At 56.4% G+C, this 22522-nt stretch carries 22 protein-coding genes; 5 read left to right on the top strand and 17 right to left on the bottom strand.

Going from position 1 to position 22522, the window contains the following annotated elements:
- Nucleotides 1–4: 4 nt before the first annotated feature.
- The 6 genes from NKJ21_RS16700 to speB are packed head-to-tail and all read right to left on the bottom strand — an operon-like array spanning nucleotide 5 to nucleotide 5996.
- Nucleotides 5–733: a class II aldolase/adducin family protein gene (locus NKJ21_RS16700; RefSeq protein WP_004899997.1), complete on the bottom strand. Its 729-nt coding sequence runs from the start codon at nucleotides 731–733 to the stop codon at nucleotides 5–7.
- Nucleotides 734–2254, bottom strand: coding sequence for an amino acid ABC transporter permease/ATP-binding protein (locus NKJ21_RS16695; protein ID WP_008806112.1), 1521 nt, complete (start codon nucleotides 2252–2254; stop codon nucleotides 734–736).
- A 30-nt stretch (nucleotides 2255–2284) separates the two neighbouring features.
- Nucleotides 2285–3088 carry an ABC transporter substrate-binding protein gene (locus tag NKJ21_RS16690; RefSeq protein ID WP_016161662.1) on the bottom strand — a complete coding sequence of 268 codons (804 nt, stop codon included), beginning with the start codon at nucleotides 3086–3088 and terminating at the stop codon, nucleotides 2285–2287.
- Nucleotides 3089–3107: 19 nt separating this feature from the next.
- The gene (locus NKJ21_RS16685) at nucleotides 3108–4175 is read right to left on the bottom strand and encodes an isopenicillin N synthase family oxygenase (RefSeq protein WP_004145695.1); all 1068 of its coding nucleotides are present in this window, start codon (nucleotides 4173–4175) and stop codon (nucleotides 3108–3110) included.
- Nucleotides 4172–5035, bottom strand: coding sequence for a sugar phosphate isomerase/epimerase (locus NKJ21_RS16680; RefSeq protein WP_023323156.1), 864 nt, complete (start codon nucleotides 5033–5035; stop codon nucleotides 4172–4174). The genes NKJ21_RS16685 and NKJ21_RS16680 overlap by 4 nt, the downstream gene beginning before the upstream one ends.
- Nucleotides 5036–5045: 10 nt before the next feature.
- Entirely contained in the window at nucleotides 5046–5996 is a 951-nt protein-coding gene (gene speB / locus NKJ21_RS16675) for an agmatinase (RefSeq protein WP_004145693.1), read from the bottom strand.
- A gap of 115 nt (nucleotides 5997–6111) precedes the next feature.
- Between speB and NKJ21_RS16670 the strand changes: the two genes are divergently transcribed.
- Entirely contained in the window at nucleotides 6112–7023 is a 912-nt protein-coding gene (locus NKJ21_RS16670; protein ID WP_002914199.1) for a LysR family transcriptional regulator, read from the top strand.
- Between the two features lie 195 nt (nucleotides 7024–7218).
- On the opposite strand, the gene NKJ21_RS16665 is transcribed toward NKJ21_RS16670, so the two are convergent.
- From NKJ21_RS16665 to NKJ21_RS16630, 8 genes are all read right to left on the bottom strand, one after another.
- Nucleotides 7219–7437 (bottom strand): hypothetical protein, encoded by a 219-nt coding sequence (locus tag NKJ21_RS16665; protein WP_239270482.1) that lies wholly within the window; start codon nucleotides 7435–7437, stop codon nucleotides 7219–7221.
- A gap of 76 nt (nucleotides 7438–7513) precedes the next feature.
- The gene (locus NKJ21_RS16660) at nucleotides 7514–8236 is read right to left on the bottom strand and encodes an Imm52 family immunity protein (protein ID WP_052512550.1); all 723 of its coding nucleotides are present in this window, start codon (nucleotides 8234–8236) and stop codon (nucleotides 7514–7516) included.
- 30 nt (nucleotides 8237–8266) lie between these two features.
- Nucleotides 8267–8776: a Tox-REase-5 domain-containing protein gene (locus NKJ21_RS16655; RefSeq protein WP_239270483.1), complete on the bottom strand. Its 510-nt coding sequence runs from the start codon at nucleotides 8774–8776 to the stop codon at nucleotides 8267–8269.
- A gap of 318 nt (nucleotides 8777–9094) precedes the next feature.
- Nucleotides 9095–9880, bottom strand: coding sequence for an Imm52 family immunity protein (locus tag NKJ21_RS16650; protein ID WP_131023764.1), 786 nt, complete (start codon nucleotides 9878–9880; stop codon nucleotides 9095–9097).
- Complete coding sequence (locus tag NKJ21_RS16645; protein ID WP_131023765.1) at nucleotides 9868–10632, bottom strand: Tox-REase-5 domain-containing protein; 765 nt, start codon at nucleotides 10630–10632, stop codon at nucleotides 9868–9870. The genes NKJ21_RS16650 and NKJ21_RS16645 overlap by 13 nt, the downstream gene beginning before the upstream one ends.
- A complete protein-coding gene (locus NKJ21_RS16640) occupies nucleotides 10632–10976 on the bottom strand; it encodes a hypothetical protein (RefSeq protein WP_039102450.1) in 345 nt (114 codons plus the stop codon). Before NKJ21_RS16640 ends, NKJ21_RS16645 begins: the two co-directional genes overlap by 1 nt.
- Entirely contained in the window at nucleotides 10970–11473 is a 504-nt protein-coding gene (locus NKJ21_RS16635) for a DUF4123 domain-containing protein (protein WP_052512551.1), read from the bottom strand. The genes NKJ21_RS16640 and NKJ21_RS16635 overlap by 7 nt, the downstream gene beginning before the upstream one ends.
- Nucleotides 11470–13791 (bottom strand): type VI secretion system Vgr family protein, encoded by a 2322-nt coding sequence (locus NKJ21_RS16630; RefSeq protein WP_239270484.1) that lies wholly within the window; start codon nucleotides 13789–13791, stop codon nucleotides 11470–11472. The genes NKJ21_RS16635 and NKJ21_RS16630 overlap by 4 nt, the downstream gene beginning before the upstream one ends.
- Before the next feature lie 366 nt (nucleotides 13792–14157).
- On the opposite strand from NKJ21_RS16630, the gene NKJ21_RS16625 reads away from it, so the two are divergent.
- On the top strand, nucleotides 14158–14637 hold the full coding sequence (locus NKJ21_RS16625) for an Rrf2 family transcriptional regulator (protein ID WP_032736298.1): 480 nt from the start codon (nucleotides 14158–14160) through the stop codon (nucleotides 14635–14637).
- A gap of 66 nt (nucleotides 14638–14703) precedes the next feature.
- Here NKJ21_RS16625 and NKJ21_RS16620 read toward each other — a convergent pair whose 3' ends face one another.
- Nucleotides 14704–17856, bottom strand: a complete 3153-nt coding sequence (locus NKJ21_RS16620; protein ID WP_023323140.1) for a multidrug efflux RND transporter permease subunit OqxB15 — start codon at nucleotides 17854–17856, stop codon at nucleotides 14704–14706.
- Between the two features lie 23 nt (nucleotides 17857–17879).
- Nucleotides 17880–19055: a multidrug efflux RND transporter periplasmic adaptor subunit OqxA gene (oqxA, locus tag NKJ21_RS16615; RefSeq protein WP_008806106.1), complete on the bottom strand. Its 1176-nt coding sequence runs from the start codon at nucleotides 19053–19055 to the stop codon at nucleotides 17880–17882.
- Nucleotides 19056–19388: 333 nt separating this feature from the next.
- Between oqxA and NKJ21_RS16610 the strand changes: the two genes are divergently transcribed.
- On the top strand, nucleotides 19389–19742 hold the full coding sequence (locus NKJ21_RS16610) for a helix-turn-helix domain-containing protein (RefSeq protein WP_048268071.1): 354 nt from the start codon (nucleotides 19389–19391) through the stop codon (nucleotides 19740–19742).
- Between the two features lie 19 nt (nucleotides 19743–19761).
- On the opposite strand, the gene NKJ21_RS16605 is transcribed toward NKJ21_RS16610, so the two are convergent.
- Nucleotides 19762–20334 (bottom strand): flavin reductase family protein, encoded by a 573-nt coding sequence (locus NKJ21_RS16605; RefSeq protein WP_022065759.1) that lies wholly within the window; start codon nucleotides 20332–20334, stop codon nucleotides 19762–19764.
- A gap of 211 nt (nucleotides 20335–20545) precedes the next feature.
- On the opposite strand from NKJ21_RS16605, the gene NKJ21_RS16600 reads away from it, so the two are divergent.
- Complete coding sequence (locus NKJ21_RS16600) at nucleotides 20546–21430, top strand: LysR family transcriptional regulator (protein WP_254733013.1); 885 nt, start codon at nucleotides 20546–20548, stop codon at nucleotides 21428–21430.
- 124 nt (nucleotides 21431–21554) lie between these two features.
- Nucleotides 21555–22355, top strand: coding sequence for a hypothetical protein (locus tag NKJ21_RS16595; RefSeq protein WP_012967416.1), 801 nt, complete (start codon nucleotides 21555–21557; stop codon nucleotides 22353–22355).
- The last annotated feature ends 167 nt before the right edge of the window (nucleotides 22356–22522 follow it).

The raw sequence follows: 22522 nt of genomic DNA, 5'->3' as shown, positions 1-22522 counted from the left end.
GGCGTTAGTCTTTGTAAGAGGTATCGAGACGGTCAAGACGGCGCAGCCACGCCTGCCAGACCTGTTGACGTTCATGCTCCACGCCCATCAGCTGCTCGCAGGCGTGCTGGCTGAGGTGCGGAGCGATGGTATGGATCGGGCTGAGGGCCGCCAGCTGGGCGGTGGCCATCTGGATCTCGCAGGCGCGGTTCAGGTAGTACATGATATAAAAGGCGTCAGCCACGGTGCGGCCCACCGACAGCAGGCCGTGGCTCTGCAGGATCATGGCGATATTATTCCCCAGCGATCGCTGGATGCGCGCCCGTTCGTCGAGGTCAAAGGCCACCCCTTCATAGGGATGGTAGCCGACGCGCTGGTAAAATTCGGTGCTGATCTGGTTAAGCTGTAGCAGGCCGTCCTCGCAGGCGGCCACCGCCATTCCCGGCAGCGTATGGGTGTGGATCACGCAGTGGGCATCTTCCCGGGCCATATGCACCGCGCTGTGGATGGTAAAGCCCGCCGAGTTAGCCGGTGCATCGCCCTCTACGACCTTGCCCTGCATATCCACCACGATCAGGTTGCTGGCGGTGACTTCGTCAAACATCATGCCGAAGGGATTAATTAAAAAACGCGGCTCGCCGTCGCCGGGCAGGCGCACGGAGAAGTGGGTGTAGAGGGTATCCTCCCAGCCGAACAGCGCCGCCAGCCGGTAGGCGGCGGCCAACTGCTGGCGCAGGTGTTGCTCAGTTGCCATTTAGCGTACTCCCATAAATTCACGGATTCGTTGCAGAGAAGGGGCCTCCAGCGGGCTGCGGATCACCTGCGGGGCGATATCGGCCTGCACCACGCCGTTCTCCATCAGCACCACGCGGTCGGAAATCGACAGGGCGAAGTCCATCTCGTGAGTGACAATCAGCATGGTCATGCCTTCGCGGGCCAGCGACTGAATGACCTTCAACACTTCGCCTACCAGCTCCGGATCCAGCGCCGAGGTTGGCTCGTCAAACAGCATAATGTCCGGCTTCAGAGCCAGCGCCCGGGCGATCGCCACGCGCTGCTGCTGGCCGCCTGAGAGCTGCCAGGGGTATTTGTGGGCATGGGCCAGCAGGCCGACGCGGTCGAGCAGCGCCAGGGCCTGCTCGCGGGCGACCGGCTGGTCAAGCAGCTGGTGATAGCGCGGGGCCAGCATCACGTTGTCGAGCACCGTGCGGTGGGGGAACAGGTTGAAGCTCTGGAAGACCATGCCGATGCGCCGCACCCCGGCGCGCATCTGGCGTTTGTCGACGATGGCTCCGCCCTTCAGATAGTCCTCGCCGTAGAGAATGATCTCCCCGCCATCAAGGCTTTCGAGGGCGTTGATGGTGCGGATCAGGGTGGTTTTGCCGGAGCCGGACGGGCCGATGATGCTGATCACCTCCCCGTTCTCCACCTGCAGATCGATGCCTTTCAGCACCTCATGCTGACCCCAGGATTTGCGGATGCCCCGCAGATCGAGCGCTGGCGGCGCGCCGTTGACGGCCGGCGTTTTGATCTCCTCCGTCAGCGCCGGCAGGCTCTGGCGCAGCGCCTGGCATTCCGCCTCGCTGAGGGTTTGCGGACGCTTGCGCTGAATATCGAGACGATTTTCCAGCGCCCGGAACAGCCAGGTGAAGACGGTAACCACCATCACGTAGTACACCGCCACCGCCAGCAGGGTCTCCATCACGAGGAAATTTTGCGCATACAAGCGCTGGCCGGTGAGCAGCAGCTCGGGTAAGGAGACCACCGACAGAATCGAGCTCAGCTTAATGATGGTGATGTATTCATTGATCAGCGTCGGCAGCGAGATGCGAAACGCCTGAGGAATAACAATCAGCCGCTGGATGCCGATAAAGCTGAAGCTCAGCGCATGGCCCGCCTCGCTCTGCCCCTTGGCCACCGACAGCAGGCCGCCGCGGTGGATCTCCGCCATATAGGCCGCTTCGGTGACGGTCATCGACACCAGCCCGGCGATAAACGGCACCCCGAGTAGCGGCTGGGTCACCGGAAACAGCTGCGGCAGGTTGTAGACAAACACCAGCAGCACCATCAGCGGCACGCTGCGAAAAAACCAGATATAGAGTTCGACGGGGATCTTGACCCAGCGCGGCGCGGAGAGCTTCGCGCAGGCTAACAGAAAACCGACCACCAGGCCGATCCCCCAGGACAAGGTGCTGACCACGATCACGGTCACGCACGCCTGCCAGAATGCTCCAATGCTAAACAATGAAAAAAAGTATCCCCAATCGAACGCCATACCGACTCCTGTTGCGCAGTGCTTATTGTCTTAATCGATGCTTTCTAAGTTGTATTTTTTGATCAGCGCGGCATATTGGCCGTTGGCTTTCAGCGTGGCCAGGGTGGCCTTAATCGCCTCCGCCAGCTCGGTGTTACCTTTGGCGACGTAGATCCCCAGCGGCAGCGGGTAGACCAGGCGCGTAGAGCTTATCCCCAGGCGGCCGCGGCTCTTGTCGACGATGATCTGCGCCGCCGGGGCAATCTCAAGCTGGGCGCCGATGTTCTTCGACAGCAGCGCCTGCGAGGCTTCTGGCGCCGTAGGGAACTCCTGAATGGTGATGGCCGGTTTGCCGTTTTTCAGGCACCACTCATCGGAGTGTTTTTTCAGGCTGGTCACCCAGGTGGTGCCTGCCTGCAGGCCGACCTTCACACCGCACAGCTCATCTTCGGTTTTCGGCTGCACCGCGCCGCCCTTCAGGGCGATGATCGACGCGCCGGAGAGGGCGTAAGGGATGGCGTCGGCCTGTTTCTGGCGTTCCGGCGTCACGTACATCCCGGAGATCACCGCATCATATTTCTTGCCGATGCCGAGGATCAGGCTGGTGAACTTGGTGTCGATCAGCTGCGGTTTGGCCTGCAGATGTTGGGCGATCAGCGCGGCGAAATCCGGGTCGAGACCGACGATGTTGTTATTGCTGTCATAGGACTCAAACGGCGGGTAGGTGACCTCCATCCCCACCTTAAAGACGCCCTCGGTCAGCAGTTCCGCCGCCTGGGTGACAGGGGAAAAACAGGCGCTGACGGCGAGGGTAAGCGCGACACGGCGCGAGATTTTTTTCAGGGTGCTAGTCATCATGGTTCCTCACGGGTGGTTAGGGGTTTTTTTGCTGTGCCTGTTTTTTCAAATGGCCAAAGGTATTGGTGCCGCGCGCGCGCTCCGGTAGCTGAAGTTCACCGCGATTGACCTTCTCGCGCAGGTAGCGATAGGTTTGCAGCGCCTGGCTCCACATATGCTCCCCGATGCTGAGCTCCTGATATTCACCGGCTTCGCCGGCGGCGAGGAAGGTCGGCAGCGGGCGGATCAGCGTGTGGTAATCGCAGGCGAAAAACAGCGGGAAGGAGTACCGCTCCTGCGGCACTTTGCGCACCCGGTGGGCTGTAGCAACAAATGTGCCAGCGCTGAGCACTTCCAGCATGTCGCCGATATTGATCACGAACGCCTCTTCTCCGGCGGCGTTCTTGACGGGAGGTGCATCGATCCACACGCTTTCTTCATTGAGGACTTCAAGGCCGGGCTGGTCGGCGAGCAGCAGGGTGAAGCACTCATAGTCGGTGTGTGCACCAATTCCGGGAACATCTTCGACGCTGGCGTCGAACGGGTAATGGATCAGCCGCAGCTTGGCCGGCGGGCAGGTCACCATCGGTTTGAAATACCCTTCCGGCAGGCCGAGCGCGAGGGCGAAAGCGTCGAACAGACGGTGGCCGAGGGCGAAGACTGCGTCGTAGTAGGCCAGCACCCGCGCGCGGAAATCCGGCAGATCGGGCCACTCATTGGCGCCGATCAGCGGCGTGCCGGCGAGCACCAGCGGATGGTCATCCGCTGCCTGGAAGCCGATATCGAAAGCCTCTTTATGGTCCGGCTTGCCGGAGCCGTAGATCTCTTCTCCTTCCGGAACGTAGCCCTTATGGCTTTTGGAGTGGCCGATGTAATAGTTCATCTTCTCCTCCATCGGCAGGGCGAAGATCTGCTTCGCCGCCTCGCGGACGCCGGCGATCAGCGCCGGGTCGATGCCGTGGCCAGTGATGTAGAAAAAGCCCACCTCGCGAGCCGCGCGGCCGATGGCGTCGGCCACCGCCTGGCGCCTGGCGAGATCGTCGCCGGCCAGATCGCGGATATCGATGGTCGGGAGTTCAGTAAAAGCGTGCTTCACGGCGGTCATGGCTGCGGTTCCTGTTCAGTGAGCGTTAAAAACTGCTGAAAGTGGGCCTGCTGGCGCGCGGCCATCCAGGCGTTGAGCGACCAGAGATCGGCCACCGGAACGTTGGTGAACGGCAGATGGTGCAGATAGCCGTCGGCGCCAAACTCCGGGGTCAGCGTGGTCTGCAGGTAGCCCCGCTGGCGCTGTGAATACCAGACCTGCTGCCAGAAACGCTCGGCAAAAGCCAGCGCCGACTGATACTCTGGCGCCGCCGGGTGCGGCACCTGCGGCCCCTGGTCGTAGCCCACCCGAGCCTGCACGTGATGCACGCGGTCGATAAAGGCGCTGAAGTCATCGCAGGGGTCATCCAGCAGGCGCTCGCTGACCACCACCCAGTGGCTGATGTCGGCGGTAAAGCGCAACTGGGGGAGCTGCTGAATAATCTCCAGCGTGAGCCACGGGCTGTACAGCGAGGTGGCGCGATGGGTTTCAAAACTGCAGGTCAAACCAAACCCGGCGGCCAGCTCGTGCGCCTTGCCGAGAAAATCGACCTGCTGCGCCAGCGGCCAGCGATCGTTGCCCGCCAGCAGATTGACAAAGCGCGGGTTGAGGCTGCTGGCCTCGGCAAAGCGGGTCTGCAGGCGCGCCAGATGCTGCTCCGGCGTTTCATGCTGGGCGGGGAGCACTCCGCCGCCGCTGAAAAGAATGGCGATATACTCCAGCCCCGACGCCTGCAGGCGGTCGGCGAGCTCCCGCCGTTCGGCCACCGTTAACGGCACGCGGGCTTCGATACCGCAGCAGCCGACGCGCTGCAGTTCATCCAGCGTTTGCGACCAGGGGGTGGTGACTCCCCAGAGGGTGCGAAAGCATTTCAGCTCCATGGCGGCTTCCTCAGGCGTACTTCACGCCGGGCAGGACGCAGAGCATCTCGTACAGCAGGTTGGCCGCCAGCTGGGAGGTATTACCACTCACGTCATAGGGGGGCGAGACCTCGACCAGATCGGCGCCAATCAGGTTCAGGCCGCGGCAGCCGCGGACGATCTCCAGCGCCTGAATGGAGGTCAGGCCGCCGACTTCCGGCGTCCCGGTTCCCGGGGCCCAGATGGGATCGAGGCTGTCGATATCAAAGCTGAGATACACCGGCCCGTCGCCCATCTGCTGGCGGACTTCGGCCATCAGTGGCGCCAGCGAGGTATGCCAGCACTGCTCCGCCTGCACCAGGCGAAAGCCCTGGTCAACGCCCCACTGGAAGTCGCCGGCGGCATAGCCCTGGGCGCGTTGGCCAATCTGCACCACCCGTTTGAGGTCGAGCAGTCCCTCCTCAACGGCGCGGCGGAAGGTGGTGCCGTGGGCGATTTTCTCTCCGAACATCTCATCATTGGTATCGGTATGGGCGTCGACGTGGATGAGCCCCACCGGACCATGTTTTTTGGTCAGCGCCCGCAGGATCGGCAGGGTAATGGTGTGGTCCCCGCCGAGGGTTAGCGGGATCAGCGGATAACTATTCAAACCGGTGTAGTAATCTTCGATAATTTGCACCGATTTGAGCAGGCTGTAGGTATTGATCGGCACATCGCCGATGTCGGCCACCGACAGCGAGTCGAACGGCGCGGCGCCGGTTGCCATATTGTACGGACGGATCATCACCGATTCGGCGCGAATATAGCGTGGTCCGTAGCGCGTTCCCGAGCGCTGCGAGGTGCCGATATCCAGCGGAATGCCGACAAATGCCGCATCAAGTCCCTGTAAATCTTCGATAAACGGCAGGCGCATCATTGTGGCGCGACCGGCGAAGCGTGGCATCTCATTGCCACCCTGCGGTTGGTGAAAGAGGTTATCCATGTCTGCTCCTGAATCTGACGGATGAAACGTAACAGGAGAGATAGTGCGCAACCCGCGCTGGACTTTACATCGTCTGACGTAAATACTCAGTTCATTTATTGGTGAACTAAATACGATGCATCACGACGCCAGCCTTAATATTCGACAGCTGCAGGTTTTCGAGGCGGTGGCCCGCCTGGAGAGCTACAGCCGGGCCCAGCAGGAGCTGGGCATTTCGGTCTCCGCCATCAGCAATGCCATGTCGCAGCTGGAGGGACAGCTTGGCTTCACCCTCTGCCAGCGCGGGCGCGGCGGTTTTTCCCTGACTGAGAAAGGTCAGCAGTTTTTACAGCAGGCGATCCGCGTGCTGAGTGAACTCAATGAGCTGGAGCGGCAGTCGGCGCTGCTCAAAGGGGAGCACAGCGGCACCTTGTGCATCTCGACGCTCGACTCCATCGAGACCGAAACGGCGCTCTCGCTGCCGGTGGTTCTGCGCAGCTTCAGCGACAAATTTCCCCATGTGCATATCAAACTGATTATTCGCACCCCGGCGGAGCAACTGAACGGCGTGCTGAACAACCATATCGACCTGGCCATCGGCAGCTACAACTCGCAGGTGCATAACATCATCAGCGAGCCGCTGTACCGCGAACAGCACTGGCTCTACTGCAGCGATCTGCACCCGATGTTCTTCAGCCGCCAGCTGGATAAAGAGCAGATCAGCCAGTGCCCGCTGGTGACCCGCAGCTACTGGAACACCAGCGATTTGCGCCGCCGGGGCTTCAGCAAAGGCAGCGCCACCGTCGAGACCGTCGACGCCCAGCTGTTGCTGATCCTCTCGGGGAAATATATTGGCTATCTGCCGGAGCATTACGCCTGGCCGTGGATCAAAGAGAACCGCCTGCGGGTGCTGCTGCCCAACGAGTTTGGCTTTCAGTCGCCGTTCTCGGCTATCTGTAAGCGCGGGCGCAGTAATGAGCCCTACCTGAAAGCGTTCCGCGACCTGTTGAAGAAAAACACGGTGGCGCGGCCGAAGTGGAATTACTGAGTGGGGTAGGGGCTTCCCTCCGCCGCGGTGGTGGCTCTGGCGCTCAGCGCGCAGCCTGGCGGTGGCATTTCTCCTGTTTAAAAAACGAACAGCAGCCGGTAGCCCGCCCGGGCTGCGGCTGCCAGGCAACTGCCTCCAGGTTATCCACAGGGTTAGGCGCCGCTGGTGTGGACAGGTCGCCGGGCAGCGCAGTCGTTAGCGATTCGCTTTAATGGTTTTTTCCGCAATCGCGATGGTGGAGAGTTTGTGCAGGCAGATCAGCGCCAGACAAATCCCGCAGGCAAACAGATAACTCGCCATACTCAATTTTTGCAGACGCGATAAATGATTAATTCTGTCAATCACCGCCGGGCTGGCGAGGCCTTCATACAGGAAAGGCAGCGCCGTTAAGAAGCCGCGAATAAAATAGAGCACCAGACTGACGACTTCGACAGCCTTACGGTATAACCCTGATCAGCTAAGGCCCATTTCCTTTCAGCGGATGATAAGATCAAAGCTCCGTCAGCAACGGAAGAAGGCCGAGGTCCAGAAGCCTTATTTCAATGTCGTTAGCTTTGCCAATATGTTCTTTATTGTTTCCATCGAATACTTCTTCAGTTGAAACAACGATAGTTCCTTTCTGTTTTTTACCATCCATGACAGGAACAACTTCAGCAGCCTCTGGAACTAAATCGGGAATGATTACATGTGGTAAATACAGCATCCACCCGACACTAAGACGATCGGGGAATACATTTCTACTATGAAAAGTATAACCTTTAGATTCTAATGAAATGTGTGAGCATTTAAACTTATTTGCCAAATTTGAAATCATATTTAAAACGCGGGAAATTTCGAATCTATCGGATGAAATATTAAGCTCTGCGTTTACAGCAACCCGATTTTTTTCATCAAAGAACATTTTCCTGTAGTTAATGCCATTACTACATTCGTCATCATTCCCATCCCAAATACTTTCCACAAACAAAGGGATGTCCTTTATATATCTTTTTAGCCACTTTTGATATGTTTTTTCTGTAATCCCGTTTTTATTAAAAGCCAAATGTTCTAAAGCCTTTTTCCTGGAGTATCCTGTTTCGTACCATTCTGGATGAGTTGATAATAGAGAGCCAAACTCATTTATTAAATACATGAAATGTTCAACAATAATATCGAACTCAATATTATCAGTATCAGTCCTAAAATCAAGCTTGATCGACAAGTCAACATTCATATCATGGCTCCCAACGAACAATAATATTTTTCATATAAAAAATATAGTCGAAAAGTATCTATAACTAATTGGCTGCATAAAGAACCATACGATTTTTAATGGTTGATTAACGCTTGCGACAGCCTGATGTCTGCCAGCCTGCTTTATAGCGCTATCATCACCTTTCCACCATTTTTTCTTTTTACCATCTGCAAAAAAAAACTGATCATACCTCGCCTTCCCCTCCTGGAACTGACACAACTTATCCTTCCAGCCATCAAATGATATACCGCAGTACTTAAACTCCTGAATCTGCTGCGTTTCAGGATTGTAAAACGTCCCGCAGATACGCGTCTGGTAACTTATCGTCACCATACTCCACCGCGAACAACGTCTCACCATCGGTATCACTTTTCCTTCCGGCGGACAGTTCTCACAGGTTTTTTCATCCGTCTTCGTCTGTGCTCCGGTTCTGGTGTCGATGCCCTCATAACTTACCGTTTCTGAATAATCCATATCATCTTCCCAGAAATCACCGTGTGTCTCCGCACTGATATTCATCGGATCATTCAGAATCGGGTCATAAGGTTTTCCCTGATAATCAAAGCCGCCCTGGCTTCCGGAGTGTCCGCCTCCCGGAACATAAAAAATATCATCAGCTTTCCAACCCCCATGACTTTCTGCCCCGGGAAAAGTTGATGTTCCAGTCGCACTACCCGCGGCACCAACGCTCCCGGCAGTGCAGTACCCGTTCCGCCTGCCAGTACTGGCGGGATCATAACCATCAGGGTCCTCTTCTTTCCCTGTTTATCATCACATGCATAGGGTCTTTCAATTCCTGATCAGCTAAGGTCCATTTCCTTTCACCGGATGATAAGCTCAAAGTTCCGTCAGCAACGGAAGAAGGCCGAGGTCCAGAAGCCTTATTTCAATGTCGTTAGCTTTGCCAATATGTTCTTTGTTGTTTCCATCGAATATTTCTTCAGTTGAAACAACAATTGTGCCAATTTGTTTGCTGTCTTTTAGGACTGGAACAACTCTGGCTGCGCCTGGAATCAAGTTAGGCAAAATAATAGCTGGAATGAATAACATCCATCCGCAAGAAATTCTGTCGGGAAATACTTTTTTATACACTTCGTCATATCCATTTTTTTTAGGAATAATTTCAGGAAAACTATACCCTCCCGACTCAACATTAAGATATGTACAATTTTCATTCAGAATAAGCAGGTGTTGTATAAAATCTATCATTCGGTCAGATGACAGCTTTGTGTTCAAAAAGGAAACTGGAAACTCAATAACAAGCGACAGGGGATTATTTCGTCGATTAGAACTTGAGTAAGATGATGTTAAATCAATCCCAGCGCTGCTATCATCAACTTCACCGTCCCAAATACCCTCTCCAAAAAAAGGATAATTTTTCTGATATCTTTTTTCCCATTTTGATAAAATTTCTTTTGGAACCTTTATACCATCGATAAATACTTTATGTTGTAATGCTTGTTTTCTTGAGTATCCTTTTAAATACCATTTTTTTTGTTTCCCAAGCATTTGTTCAAAATGCAAACTAACCTCTCGAAAAACTCTGGCAGCATGAGAGATTTCAATTGGTGAACTTAACCCAAACTCTTGTTCAACTCTGATGTTCAAATTTACGGTTGCCATCTTGTGATTATATCCTTATGTCGCGAAAAGATTTTCGAGAAGTAACGATAGCTGACAGGTTGCATAAATATCCAGACGACTTTTAAGGGTTGATTAACTGTCGCAACGGCTTGATGACGCGTTGCTTGATTGTTAGCGCTAATATCGCCAGTCCACCATGTTTTTCGTGTGCCATCTGCTTTAAAAAACTGATCATACCGCGCCTTCGCCTCCTGGAACTGACACAACTTATCCTTCCAGCCATCAAATGATACACCGCAGTACTTAAACTCCTGGATCTGCTGCGTTTCAGGATTGTAAAACGTCCCGCAGATACGCGTCTGGTAACTTATCGTCACCATACTCCACCGCGAACAACGTCTCACCATCGGCATCACTTTTCCTTCCGGCGGACAGTTCTCACAGGTCTTTTCATCCGTCTTCGCCTGTGCTCCGGTTCTGGTGTCGATGCCCTCATAACTTACCGTTTCTGAATAATCCATATCATCTTCCCAGAAATCACCATGCGTCTCCGCACTGATATTCATCGGATCATTCAGAATCGGGTCATAAGGTTTTCCCTGATAATCAAAGCCGCTCTGGCTTCCGGAGTGTCCGCCTCCCGGAACATAAAAAATATCATCAGCTTCCCAGCCCCCATGACTTTCTGCCCCGGGAAAAGTTGATGTTCCAGTCGCACTACCCGCGGCACCAACACTCCCGGCAGCTGCAGTACCCGTTCCGCCTGCCAGTACTGGCGGGATCATAACCATCAGAGTCCTCTCCTTTCCCTGTTTATCATCACATGCATATAGTCTTTCACCCGCTGATCAACTGCATAGCCGTTTGGGATTCTCAGCCATTTATCCACCTCGGACTGCAGGTAAAAACCGGGCCAAAATGCCTCGAGCAGCAAAAAATCACGCCTCACTTTTTTCTCTTTCAACGGGAGCGTACGGGCATAATCCAGTGCTTTTCCCAGGCGAACATGGAACGTGTCATCTGGTTCGTTAATCGCAGGGAATTTCTTCTTCAGTTTTTGCGCGGTGTCCCGGACAAAATCGTCATCTTCCATTTTGTCCACACTGGCACACTGTTTTTCAGACAGCTTCAGCATATAAATGTCCTTTGCTTAAGTGACCAGACTTTTCCGTCCACCGTTGTCAGCCATTCCCGTATTAAACCTGTCAGTTCCCGGTGTTGCAGGTTGTCCAGCATCGTTCCCAGACGAACCTGAACGCGCGGGTCCTGGAAACGCAGCAAAGCAGCCCGACCATCCGGCAGCCCAATGTTCATGTTTTTCCTGAAGTGAGCAGCCAGTTCGGCAAGCGTTGACGAAGATACTATCCATGAAACAGAAGGCAGCGTTGCTTCCAGTTCGCACAGCTTGTCTCTGAAATCCATTACGCGGCTCAGCTGAATTATCCATGGGCCAGCAAAGGCAATACGCGAATCCGGCCAGGTATCAAATAAGGGCAGGGATACATATCTTTGTGCGGAAAGTTCCTCACCAAAATACCGTTCATATTGCATGCCATCCACCAGAGCGAATAATGTCATTTTTGTTGAGTGAATCAGCTGTTGCGCCGCCAGGTTAAAGCTGGCACTGTTCATGATTCCCCCCTTATAACAAAGGTGTCACCATTCATTGCCGCCTTCATCAGGCAACTGAGGCAAATACCTCCCCCCGTCATTGCTTTAACCGGCATTGAGGCAGCCCCCGCAGCCATCGTCTTTTTCACCCGGCGCAGATACGTCGCCGTCGTGCCATACTCGATTTTCCCGGCTTCCAGCCGCAGGTAACTCCCGCCGCCGATTAATGTAATGCGTTTCTTTCCGGCAAACGTGATGTCGCTCTCCGAGTTCAGGGTCAGCTTTTTCTCCGCAAACAACCGCATATTTCCGTTCTGCGCCTGCACCTCCACCGGTCCTTCCGAGCCCTTCAGGCTCAGTTGTCCTGTCCGCGCGAACACCCCCAGTTTCTCTCCGGCCAGCGCCGTCATATTGCCCATCACACCGGCGCTGATATCGCCTCCGGCATTAATGGCGACGCTTTTCGTGGCCGTTAGCTGCAGGTGCTCCCCGCTGGTCAGCGCCATCCCCTCCGGCGCGGAGAACAGGAGGGCTTCGTTCAGCGGCTTCAGCCGCTGCTCAAACATCCGTATCTGGCTGTCGATATCCGCCTTCAGTGCCTGCGCCTGCTCCGCCGCAATCTCCAGCTGTTGCAGTTGCTGAGTTAGCTGTTCGATTTCTTTCAGCGCGGCGTGCATATCCAGCACGTCACCTTCTGCTTTTGGTTGTGTATCGGCGCTGACAAACAGTCCTTTCCCGGCACGGATGACGCCATATTCATCGGTGCGCAGTTCGGCACCGGTACCGCGGGGCTGCTCCTGGGTGTCCACCAGATGTCCGGTGTTCAGCTGGGTTCTGCCGTACTCTGTGGCGAGTTTGATGTGCTCTTCGCCGCGCCGGTCCTCCATCCGCAGCTTGTTGTTCGCCGGAGTGCGCAGCACATTGCGGGTGTAGTTGTCGCGGGTGACGGGGTCAGGGTGTTCAGAGTCATGCAGGGCATAAGCGATGTACGGCAGGTCGATATCCCCGTTGCTGCAGGCAATCGCCACTTCGGTGCCGTCAGTGAGTGGGGTATGCCAGCCATATGTTTCGCCTGCATACGGCTTCGCCATCCGCAGCCACAGGTACGCAACTCCCGGCTCTGTCGTTTCCCGGTCAAAGTCCAGCTTCACCCGGTAGCGGCCCTGGTCATCCAGGTGCGCGTAAATATCGTCCTTCTCCCGGCTCTCGATGCGGGCAGGCAGCGTGCCGTGGATTTCCGGGCGCGGAACTTCAGCAGGACGGTAACAGTAACGTTCGCTGTAGGGCATGCCTTCGACAGTAACGTGCAGGCGGGTGTCACGGGCGGCATGGTAGTTCACCGTTGTAATGATGACGCCTTCCTGTAGCGCCCGGATGACATTCCCCTGCGGCTCCAGCACCTGGCCCGGCGTCAGGCCGGCGGCGTTACTCTCAAGACTGACGCGGGCCCATGCGTTCAGCTCGCGCTCATGATGGATACGCGCATAAAACGCACCGGATTCAGTTTTCGGCTCCGGGGTGGTGTCGTCTCCCGCCTCCCGGTACGGCTCTGCATAGCGGTAGTGCTCCCCGGCGGTTGCCGCCTCACTTCGCACGGAGACGGAGGTATCCATCGGCGTCGTGGCGGTGCGGTAGTTGTAGTCCCGGGTGCTGACCCTGCCCGGCACCACCTGATAACGGGTGCGCACGCCCCACACCGACTCCTCTGCACCGTCATACAGTCCCGAGGGTTCGCAGTACGGCAGGCGCACGTCAAACCGGTAGTTCAGCTGGCTGTCGGCAAAAATATACACATCCAGACCGCGCTCGTCGTCCATCTCCGTGCGCCAGTAAATCCCCACTTCAGAGAGAATACGCTGAATGAACTGCAAGTCGGTTTCCCGCCACTGGGTCATCAGCTCACGCGGCGGATAGGTGCGCTCCAGGCGGAAATCAAAATCGGGACCTTCCAGCCCGTGGCCGCGCAGCACCTGCTCAACCACCTCAGGAACCGACAGGTTCTGGAACACGCGGCACTGGCGGGTGCGCTGCAGCAGCGCCAGGCGTGCACTCAGCACCACCTGATAGTGAGACTGGTCGGCAGTGGTGGAGAGCCATTTCAGGTGAGTGATGATGCCGTGCACCGCTTTGCCGCTGCGCATGCGCAGGGTGGCGTATTTCAGCAGTATCTGTTCCGGGGTGATACGGGCCTGCGGGGTGGTGAATTCGATATCCCAGCTAAACGGTTCGCTGAGCGCTTCCCGGCCGGTGAAGTTCAGTACATCTGGTTTCACCGCGCTGTCGTTAATTTCCAGAAGATAGCGCGGCTGCCCGTCAAACAGCGCCAGCCAGTTATCCATAACAAGGCCCCTGTTACCTCAGTGATAGTTAGGCTGATTATAGTTTCACCAGAGTGATAGCCTGTAAATACCCGACGCGGTCAAAAGTGCAGAATAAGAAATTGTTTAAAGGTGAGGGGCTCTTTCTTCAGGAAACCCTCAATTGCAGGGCGGTAAGAAAGAAATGCAAGCCGAGGAAAGCGTACTGCGATGGTGACTACTTCGATTTATGGTCCTCATGTTGGCGCTGGTTTTCCGGAAGTTGATCGTTTACTTAACCGCAGATTGCTTCAAAAAAATTCCCGTATTTGTTATATTGTTGTTCATTGATTATTCACCTCTGCGGTGCCAAAAAGAACAAGATTCACCGCAACCCAGGACAATACCATGTTAGATTACCGCTTCCCGACAGCTTTGCAGATGGTTCTCAGCGTAGCAATGGCGGAGCAGATGGGTGAACGTTCGACGAGTGCGATTCTGGCCTACGGCCTGGAAGCGAACCCGAGCTTTATCCGTAAACTAATGGTTCCGCTTACTCGTGACGGCATCATCGTCTCCACGCTTGGCCGCAACGGCTCTATTCATCTTGGCCGCCCGGCGGACAAGATCACCCTGCGTGATATCTATCTTTCGGTTATTGAAGATAAAAAGCTGTGGGCGTCGCGTCCTGAAGTTCCGGCTCGCTGCGTGGTCAGCGCCAACGCCTGTTGGTACTTCAAATCGATTGCCGATGAAGCAGAGCAGGCTTCGCTAAACGTCCTTGCTCGTCACACCGTGGCCAGCGCGCTGGAGGCGGTCAAAAACGCCGATACCAGCGGCTGCGATCCGGTGCCGGAAATGATCGCCCGCTTTAAGAAAGCGCTTTAATTCCTATCTGATGACGAAAAAAAACCGCCTTCATTGTGAAGGCGGTTTTTTGTTATCTGCTGCAGGCTAGGCGGGCAGATCCTCCTGGACCGGCTTCCTGCGGGTCACCAGTTTCCGCAGCGTCACGTAAAACACCGGCGTCAGGAACAGACCGAACAGCGTTACGCCCAGCATCCCGGAGAACACCGTGATCCCGGTGACACCGCGGACTTCCGCCCCCGCGCCATGGCCGAGGATCAGCGGAATGGTCCCGGCGATAAAAGCGATGGAGGTCATCACGATCGGGCGCAGACGCAGGCGGCATGCCTCCAGCGCCGCTTCCATGATGCCTTTCCCCTGGATCTCCAGTTCGCGGGCAAACTCGACGATCAGAATGGCGTTTTTACAGGCCAGGCCCATCAGGACCACCAGACCCACCTGCACGAAGACGTTGTTATCGCCCCCGGTCAGCCAGACGCCAAACAGCGCGGAGAGCATCGTCATCGGTACGATAAGGATCACCGCCAGCGGCAGGGTCCAGCTTTCATACAGCGCGGCCAGCACGAGGAACGCCAGCAGCACCGCCACCGGGAAGACGATCAGCGCCGTGTTGCCCTGGGTGGCCTGCTGGAAGCTCAGATCCGTCCACTCAATATTCATCCCATTCGGCAGGATCTGCTTTGACAGCTCCTCCAGATGCGTCATCGCCTGCGAAGACGAGAGGATCCGCGGATCGGCATCGCCAATCAGGTCCGCCGCTGGATAACCGTTGTAGCGGATCACCGGATCCGGCCCGTAGGTGGTACTGATATTCACCATACTGCCGATCGGCACCATTTCGCCCTGATTATTACGGGTGCGCAGATTAGCAATATCTTCCACGCTCTCGCGGAATGGCCCATCGGCCTGGGCCATCACGCGCCAGGTACGCCCGAACTGGTTAAAGTCATTGACATAAGACGAGCCGAGATAGGTCTGCAGCGTGCCGAACAGATCGGTTAGCGACACCCCCTGCGCTTTCGCCTTATCGCGATCGACCTGCACGTCCAGCTGCGGCACGTTAGCCTGGTAAGTCGAGATCGGGAAGTGCATCCCCGGCGTCTGCATAATCGCCCCGGACATCGCATTCACCGCGCTTTGCAGCGCGCCATAGCCCAGCCCACCGCGATCCTGGATGTACAGGGAGTAGCCGGAACCCTGACCCAGTCCTAAAATCGGCGGCGGCAGGATGGAGAAGCCAAAGCCCTGCTGGATTTGCGCGATTTTGGCGTTGATCTCCGCGTTAATTTCCGCCGCCGTGTGTTTGCGCTGGTCGAACGGTTTCAGGCCAAAAAAGACCGTCCCGGTATTCGGCGTGTTGGTGAACTGCAGCGCGTTAAGCCCCGGGAAAGCGACCGCATAATCGACCCCTTCGGTATTCATCCCGATCTCGCTCATTTTGCGGATCACCGCGTCGGTGCGCGCCAGCGACGAACCTTCCGGCATCTTCACGCCGCCAATGAGATACAGCTTATCCTGGGTGGGAATAAACCCGCCGGGGACGACTTTAAACATCACCCCAGCGGCGCAGAGCAGCAGCAAATACACCACAAACACCGCGCCACGGCGTCCGAGGGTTTTGCTCACCAGTCCCTGATAGCCGTTCGAGCTGCGCAGGAAAAAGCGGTTAAACGGACGGAAAATCCAGCCAAACAGACGATCGATCAGCCGGGTAGGGAGGTCTTTCTTCGCGCCGTGCGGCTTTAACAGCAGGGCCGCCAGCGCCGGGGAGAGCGTCAGCGAGTTGATGGCCGAGATCACCGTCGAGATGGCGATGGTCACCGCGAACTGTTTGTAGAACTGGCCGGTGACCCCAGAGAGAAACGCCATCGGCACGAACACCGCACACAGCACCAGCGCAATGGCGATAATCGGCCCGGAGACCTCACGCATCGCCTGATGCGCCGCGGCAAGCGGCGCAAGCCCCTCTTCGATATTACGCTCAACGTTCTCCACCACCACGATGGCGTCGTCCACCACGATACCGATAGCCAGTACCAGCCCGAACAGGCTCAGGGTATTCAGCGAGAAGCCCAGCAGATAGAGAATGCTGAAGGTACCCACCACCGATACCGGCACGGCGATCAATGGGATAATCGACGCGCGCCAGGTCTGCAGGAACAGGATCACCACCAGCACCACCAGCACCACTGCTTCCAGCAGCGTCTGCACCACCGCGCGGATGGAGTCGCGCACGAAAACCGTCGGGTCGTACGGCGCCGCCCATTGCATATCTTCCGGGAAGCGGGTGGCCAGTTCAGCCATTTTGGCGCGTACCGCGTTCGACAGATCGATGGCGTTAGCCCCCGGCGACTGGAAGATACCGATCCCGACCGCATCCTTATTGTTGAGCTGGGAGCGCAGCGCATAGCTACCGGAACCCATCTCGATGCGCGCCACGTCGCGCAGGCGGACCAGCGAGCCATCCTGCGCCGTTTTCAGAATGATATTGCCAAACTCTTCTTCGGTATGCAGACGGCCCTGGGCGTTAATGGAGATCAGGAAATCGCTCTCCTGCGGCAGCGGCTCGGCGCCAAGCTGTCCGGCAGACACCTGGACGTTTTGCTCCTGCATCGCCGTCACCACATCCGAGGCTGTCAGACCGCGGGCCGCGACCTTATTGGGATCCAGCCAGACGCGCATCGCATATTCACCGGAGCCAAAAATCTGGATCTGGCCGACGCCGGGCAGGCGCGCCAGCTCATCCTTCACTTTCAGCGTGGCGTAGTTGCGCATATACAGCGAGTCGTACTTACCGTTTGGCGAAAACAGATGCACCACCAGGGTCAGCGTCGGAGACTGTTTCTGGGTGGTGATGCCCAGACGGCGTACATCCTCCGGCAGACGCGCTTCCGCCTGCGCGACCCGGTTCTGCACCTGAACCTGCGCCTGATCCGGGTCGGTACCCGGGCGGAAGGTGACGGTGGTGACCAGCACGCCGTCGGAGCCGGCGACCGATTTCATGTACATCATGTTTTCAACGCCGTTGATCGCTTCCTCCAGCGGCGTCGCCACGGTCTCGGCAATCACTTTCGGGTTGGCGCCGGGATACTCCGCGCGCACCTGGACGCTCGGCGGGACGACGTCCGGATATTCGCTCACCGGCAGCAGCGGGATAGCGATTAACCCGGTGATAAAAATTAAAATCGACAGCACCGCGGCGAAAATCGGCCTGTCGATAAAAAAGCGGGAAAAGTCCATGTGTTGGATTCTCTGATTAGGGATCAGTTGAGGGCGGCGCTGGTGGTCATGGCAACGGTTTTGGCATTCACCGGCATACCCGGCATAAACACTTTTTGTAACCCGTCGACGATGACGCTATCCCCAGGGTTCAGCCCCTTCTGAACGATGCGTAAACCGTCTGCCAGACGCCCCGGGGTAATATCACGTCGCTGCGCTTTACCATCTTTATCAACGATATAAACGTATTTACGGTCCTGATCGGTCAGTACCGCTTTGTCGTCGATCAGCGTGGCTTTGAACTCCGCGCTGCCCGGCAGACGCACGCGGGCAAACAGCCCCGGTGTGAACAGACGCTGAGAGTTATCCAGCAGCGCGCGCATGCGGATGGTGCCGGTACTCGGCGTTAACTGATTATCGAGAAAATCCACTTTGCCCTGATGGGGGTAGCCCTCCTCGCCAACCAGGCCAATCTCCACCGGGAGCGCCTGATTATCGCTGGACGCGCCTTGCCCGCGGCGGGCGAGGTTTTGATAGTGGAGGTAGGTTGACTCGTCGACGTCAAAGTAGACGTACACCGTCTTCTGCGAGACCAGAGTGGTGAGCACGCTGGCGGTGTCGCCCGCGGTGACCAGGTTACCGCTGGTGATCAGCGCCCGGCTGGCGCGGCCATCGATAGGCGCGGTCACTTTGGTGAAGTCGAGGTTAAGCTGCGCGGCATCCACCGCCGCCTGCGCGGCGCGAATATCAGCCTGCGCCTGAACCGCGGCTGACCGGCGCTGCTCCCACTCTTCACGGGAGACAAGATTGGTATGGACTAATTTATCGGTGCGGTTCGCCTCACTTTGCGCCAGGCTGGCCTGCGTTTTGGCTCTCGCCAGCGTCGCCTGCGCCTGCTCCAGCGCGGCGCGATAGGTTCTGTCATCTATGGTGAACAGCACCTGGCCCTTTTTCACCTCCTGACCGTCGGTGTAATTCACTTTATCAATATATCCCGAGACGCGAGGGCGAAGCTGAACGCTCTCCACCGCTTCAATGCGACCGTTAAAACTATCCCACTGACTGATCGACTTCACCAGCACCTTAGCGGCGCTGACCGTCGGGGCGGGAGGCGCGGCATTTTGCGCGACGCTGTCGTCGCAGCCGACGAGCAGAAAGGAGAGCATCATCGCGCCGAGCGCGGTCAGGTGAATGTTTCCCCAGGTTTTTTGCAGGCTCATTATTTTTATTCCGGTAATTGTAGCCGCCGGGCAAGACGCAGCGTGAGAGGCCGCGCCACTTCCTTTGTCCGGGCTGGCTTAAGGCCATTTGTGTCGATCATCGCCACAAAACTGTAACAATTTCGAATACACTATCGCGGCGATTGTAGGAAGGCGCTTAACTAAGTGCAAGAATAATTGTTGCACTTTATGTGCGGTCCTGGCTGGAGACAAAAACCGCGATCCCGGCGTGGATTTAAATGTAACAATAAAACTTGCATTTTGTGTAAAAACAGGCCACCTTTAAATGCAACTGACAAAGATGCTTTTAACCGGCTGCGCGGAGGTAACATGATGAACACTGGCGCCATCATTCAGGATCTGATCGACTGGATCGACAACCATCTTGATAGCCGTCTGGATATTGACACCGTTGCCCGACGATCCGGCTATTCGAAGTGGCACCTGCAGCGGATCTTCAAAGAACATACCGGGCAGCCCCTCGGAGAATATATTCGGGCGCAAAAGCTGCAAAAGTCGGTCGAACGCTTAGCCCACAGCAACGAGCCGATCCTCAACGTGGCGATCGCCCTCGGCTTTGACTCCCAGCAGTCCTTCAACCGCAGCTTCAAGCGCCAGTATGGCCAGGCGCCCGGCGTCTGGCGCCGGAGTATCAGCCGCTCTGCAGGGCAGGCATCTCGTCAGTGATCTTCATGACCGGGGAGGATCAGTCCTGACCCGGTCCATGATCAAATTTGCTGCCTTTGCCGATGGCATAGAACTGCCCGCCTGCGACATAGTGAACGGTCCGCAGCTCGTCCGGCGCATCATCAAAAATCCAGTGTCCGTTACGGAATACCCGATCATCGCTCCAGGCGGCGACGATATCGCCCATAAACAGATTGTGCTGTTGCTGAATGTCCGGGTAGGGCATCACTTTGCACACCAGCCAGCCCGCGCAGCCTGCCACGAGGGGGATGTCGAACCCCGGCTGATAAATGAAGGGGATGGAGTCATTTTTATCCGGCGCGTCGGCATAGCTGCGCCCGCCAGCGTAAAGGACGGTTGCCATCTGGCTGACTACGGGGATCTGCACCACGAAATAGCCGCTCTTTTCCACCAGCTGACGAGTGAAGGCCTGGGGGCCGATATAGGCCACCACTTTTCGCTCGCCTGCCAGCCCAACCCAGGCGGCTGACATGACATTTTCGACGCCATCATATTTTGCGGAAATCATGGTGGTGGACCCGACCTGCAATAAACGATAGGCCTTACTTAATTCGACAGGCTGAACGGACATGGTTTTTCCTTTATGCGTGTTATTTAACGTTATGATTCTCTGGATATTTATTGAGGGCATGGCCATTTTTGGCCCCTCACGCGATACCCATAGCGCAACGATACGCCAGGCTATTAAGCGCAAAAAGGTGCGTAAATTGTTTTCATTATTCATAATTAACGAATAATCATGCCGTCTGTCGGTAAGTTGCTTGCTTCAGGAGAGAAAGAAGGTGGATCGTATCCAGGCTATGCAGATGTTTATGCGCGTCGCGGAGGCAGGGAGCTTCGTGCGCGCCGCGGAAACCCTTTCCCTGCCTGCCTCCACTGTCACCAGTACCATTAAAAACCTTGAGCAATACCTGAAGGTGCGGCTGCTGAACCGGACCACAAGGCGCGTGAGTCTCACTCCGGAAGGGCTGCAGTATCTGGCGCAGTGCCGGGAAATTCTCGCCCTCATCGAACATAGCGAATCCAGCCTCAGCGAGTCTGTCGCGCGGCCTCAGGGGCGCCTGCGGGTTGATATGCCCGCGGGCATCGCGCATTTCATCGTCATGCCGCATCTGCCGGACTTTTACCGGCGCTATCCCGATATCTACCTGATGATCGGCGTCAGCGATCGGCAGGTCGATCTGATTCAGGAAGGTGTCGACTGCGTGATACGCATGGGAGAGCTGAACAACTCCAGCCTGGTGGCCCGCCCTCTGGGCCGCTTTCGCTGGGTAACCTGCGCGTCGCCGGACTATCTCAGGGAATATGGCGTGCCGTCGTCACCGAAGGCGCTCTCTAAGCACCGGGCGGTGCATTATTTCTCCGGCCAGGCGAGACGGGCCGATGAGTTCCGCTTTGTTCGCCACGGGGAGACCTTTTCTGTACCCGTCAGCGGCAACGCCGCGGTGAATGAAACGGGGCTCTATATAAAAATGTGCCTGGCGGGCTTCGGGCTGGCGCAGCTGGCGGAGAATATCGTTGCTGACCACCTGCAGGAGGGGAGACTGGTGGAAGTGCTGACGGACTGGCAGCCGCCCCCGGTACCCGTCACATTGCTCTATCCGCACCAGCGCTTTCTCTCTCCCGCTGTGCGGGCGTTTGCTGAGTGGATGAGCGAGGTGGTCTGAGGGAGGTATTGCTTGCATTTAGCGCTTCGCGATGGAGCGTAGGGTTCCAGCAGAAATATCTGGTCTGCTGATGAATCGCTCGATATTCTGTAATGCTTTGTCTTTTTTGTGAACAGGAAAAAGTATGCTTAATACGCTACCCGATTTACACAGAAGTTTTGCAGAGCAACTGAAGCTTAAATTACAGTCTGATTCGCGGATCCACTCCCTTCTCGCTGGCGGCTCGTTTATCCATGGCGGGTTTGATCAATACTCCGATCTGGATTTCGTGGTGGTGGTCGACCCTCTCTATTATGACGAAATCATGGCTCAGCGTATGGCGTTCGCCGGAACGCTCGGCCATCTGCTACATGCTTTCACCGGGGAACACGTCGGTGAGCCTCGCCTGCTGATCTGCCTGTTTGGCCCGGAACTTCTGCATGTCGATCTGAAATTTATCACTCTGGACATGCTCACTCAGCGCGTTGAAGAGCCTGCCGTGTTATTTACCCGAGATAACGATGCTCTAGAGCGACAACTGGCAAAATTTAGCGCGCACTGGCCGGATATGACGCCGGAGTGGTTTGAGTCCCGAGCCTGGATCTGGCTGCATTATGCCGTGGTTAAACTGGGCAGGGGGGAACTCTTCGAAGCGATGGGGATGCTGTCTTTCTTCCGGGAACAAGTGCTGGGGCCGATGCTGTTCCGTCGCGCCAATCTACCGCAACGCGGTGTTCGCCGAATAGAAGCCCTCGGCATTGATCCCGATGGCCTGCTGACTTCCACCCTGGCAACGCACGATCGTCACTCCGTCGGGATTGCCATTCGAAGGGCTGCTGACGCTTATGTCACTCTGCGGGCTGATGCGTTGCCTGACAATATCGCAGACGATGCAGCGCGTCGGGCGGTCCTTGCCATGCTGGACGTGTATTCTGCCAAGGGGTAAATCTATCTCTCCGGCCGCGGACGCGGCCGGAGGGTGAAAGGGTTGTGCGAGTGTCGTGGGAGGTCTAATTCTGAGAGGGGGGGTTGGCGGGTAATTGGTAGCGCGAAAACAACAGAGCTTTTCGTTGGGCCTATCAATGGGCCTAAAAGGTTCGGATTTAATGAGTT

Source organism: Klebsiella sp. SWET4 (assembly GCF_024296565.1).
Taxonomy (GTDB): domain Bacteria; phylum Pseudomonadota; class Gammaproteobacteria; order Enterobacterales; family Enterobacteriaceae; genus Klebsiella; species Klebsiella variicola.
Note: the sequence above shows the minus strand (reverse complement) of the source record. Positions and strands in the feature narration are given on the sequence as shown.

Bases quoted from the DNA above. Each gene is read 5' to 3' on its own strand.
- NKJ21_RS16680 (WP_023323156.1), bottom strand. From the start codon at position 5,035: ATGGAGCTGAAATGCTTTCGCACCCTCTGGGGAGTCACCACCCCCTGG.
- NKJ21_RS16620 (WP_023323140.1), bottom strand. From the start codon at position 17,856: ATGGACTTTTCCCGCTTTTTTATCGACAGGCCGATTTTCGCCGCGGTG.
- NKJ21_RS16610 (WP_048268071.1), top strand. From the start codon at position 19,389: ATGAACACTGGCGCCATCATTCAGGATCTGATCGACTGGATCGACAAC.
- NKJ21_RS16635 (WP_052512551.1), bottom strand. From the start codon at position 11,473: ATGAACAGTGCCAGCTTTAACCTGGCGGCGCAACAGCTGATTCACTCA.
- NKJ21_RS16595 (WP_012967416.1), top strand. From the start codon at position 21,555: ATGCTTAATACGCTACCCGATTTACACAGAAGTTTTGCAGAGCAACTG.
- NKJ21_RS16695 (WP_008806112.1), bottom strand. From the start codon at position 2,254: ATGGCGTTCGATTGGGGATACTTTTTTTCATTGTTTAGCATTGGAGCA.
- NKJ21_RS16655 (WP_239270483.1), bottom strand. From the start codon at position 8,776: ATGAATATCAGTGCGGAGACACACGGTGATTTCTGGGAAGATGATATG.
- NKJ21_RS16670 (WP_002914199.1), top strand. From the start codon at position 6,112: ATGCATCACGACGCCAGCCTTAATATTCGACAGCTGCAGGTTTTCGAG.
- NKJ21_RS16685 (WP_004145695.1), bottom strand. From the start codon at position 4,175: ATGACCGCCGTGAAGCACGCTTTTACTGAACTCCCGACCATCGATATC.
- NKJ21_RS16650 (WP_131023764.1), bottom strand. From the start codon at position 9,880: ATGGCAACCGTAAATTTGAACATCAGAGTTGAACAAGAGTTTGGGTTA.
- NKJ21_RS16660 (WP_052512550.1), bottom strand. From the start codon at position 8,236: ATGAATGTTGACTTGTCGATCAAGCTTGATTTTAGGACTGATACTGAT.
- oqxA (WP_008806106.1), bottom strand. From the start codon at position 19,055: ATGAGCCTGCAAAAAACCTGGGGAAACATTCACCTGACCGCGCTCGGC.
- NKJ21_RS16625 (WP_032736298.1), top strand. From the start codon at position 14,158: ATGTTAGATTACCGCTTCCCGACAGCTTTGCAGATGGTTCTCAGCGTA.
- NKJ21_RS16630 (WP_239270484.1), bottom strand. From the start codon at position 13,791: ATGGATAACTGGCTGGCGCTGTTTGACGGGCAGCCGCGCTATCTTCTG.
- NKJ21_RS16690 (WP_016161662.1), bottom strand. From the start codon at position 3,088: ATGACTAGCACCCTGAAAAAAATCTCGCGCCGTGTCGCGCTTACCCTC.
- NKJ21_RS16640 (WP_039102450.1), bottom strand. From the start codon at position 10,976: ATGCTGAAGCTGTCTGAAAAACAGTGTGCCAGTGTGGACAAAATGGAA.
- NKJ21_RS16700 (WP_004899997.1), bottom strand. From the start codon at position 733: ATGGCAACTGAGCAACACCTGCGCCAGCAGTTGGCCGCCGCCTACCGG.
- NKJ21_RS16645 (WP_131023765.1), bottom strand. From the start codon at position 10,632: ATGGTTATGATCCCGCCAGTACTGGCAGGCGGAACGGGTACTGCAGCT.
- speB (WP_004145693.1), bottom strand. From the start codon at position 5,996: ATGGATAACCTCTTTCACCAACCGCAGGGTGGCAATGAGATGCCACGC.
- NKJ21_RS16605 (WP_022065759.1), bottom strand. From the start codon at position 20,334: ATGTCCGTTCAGCCTGTCGAATTAAGTAAGGCCTATCGTTTATTGCAG.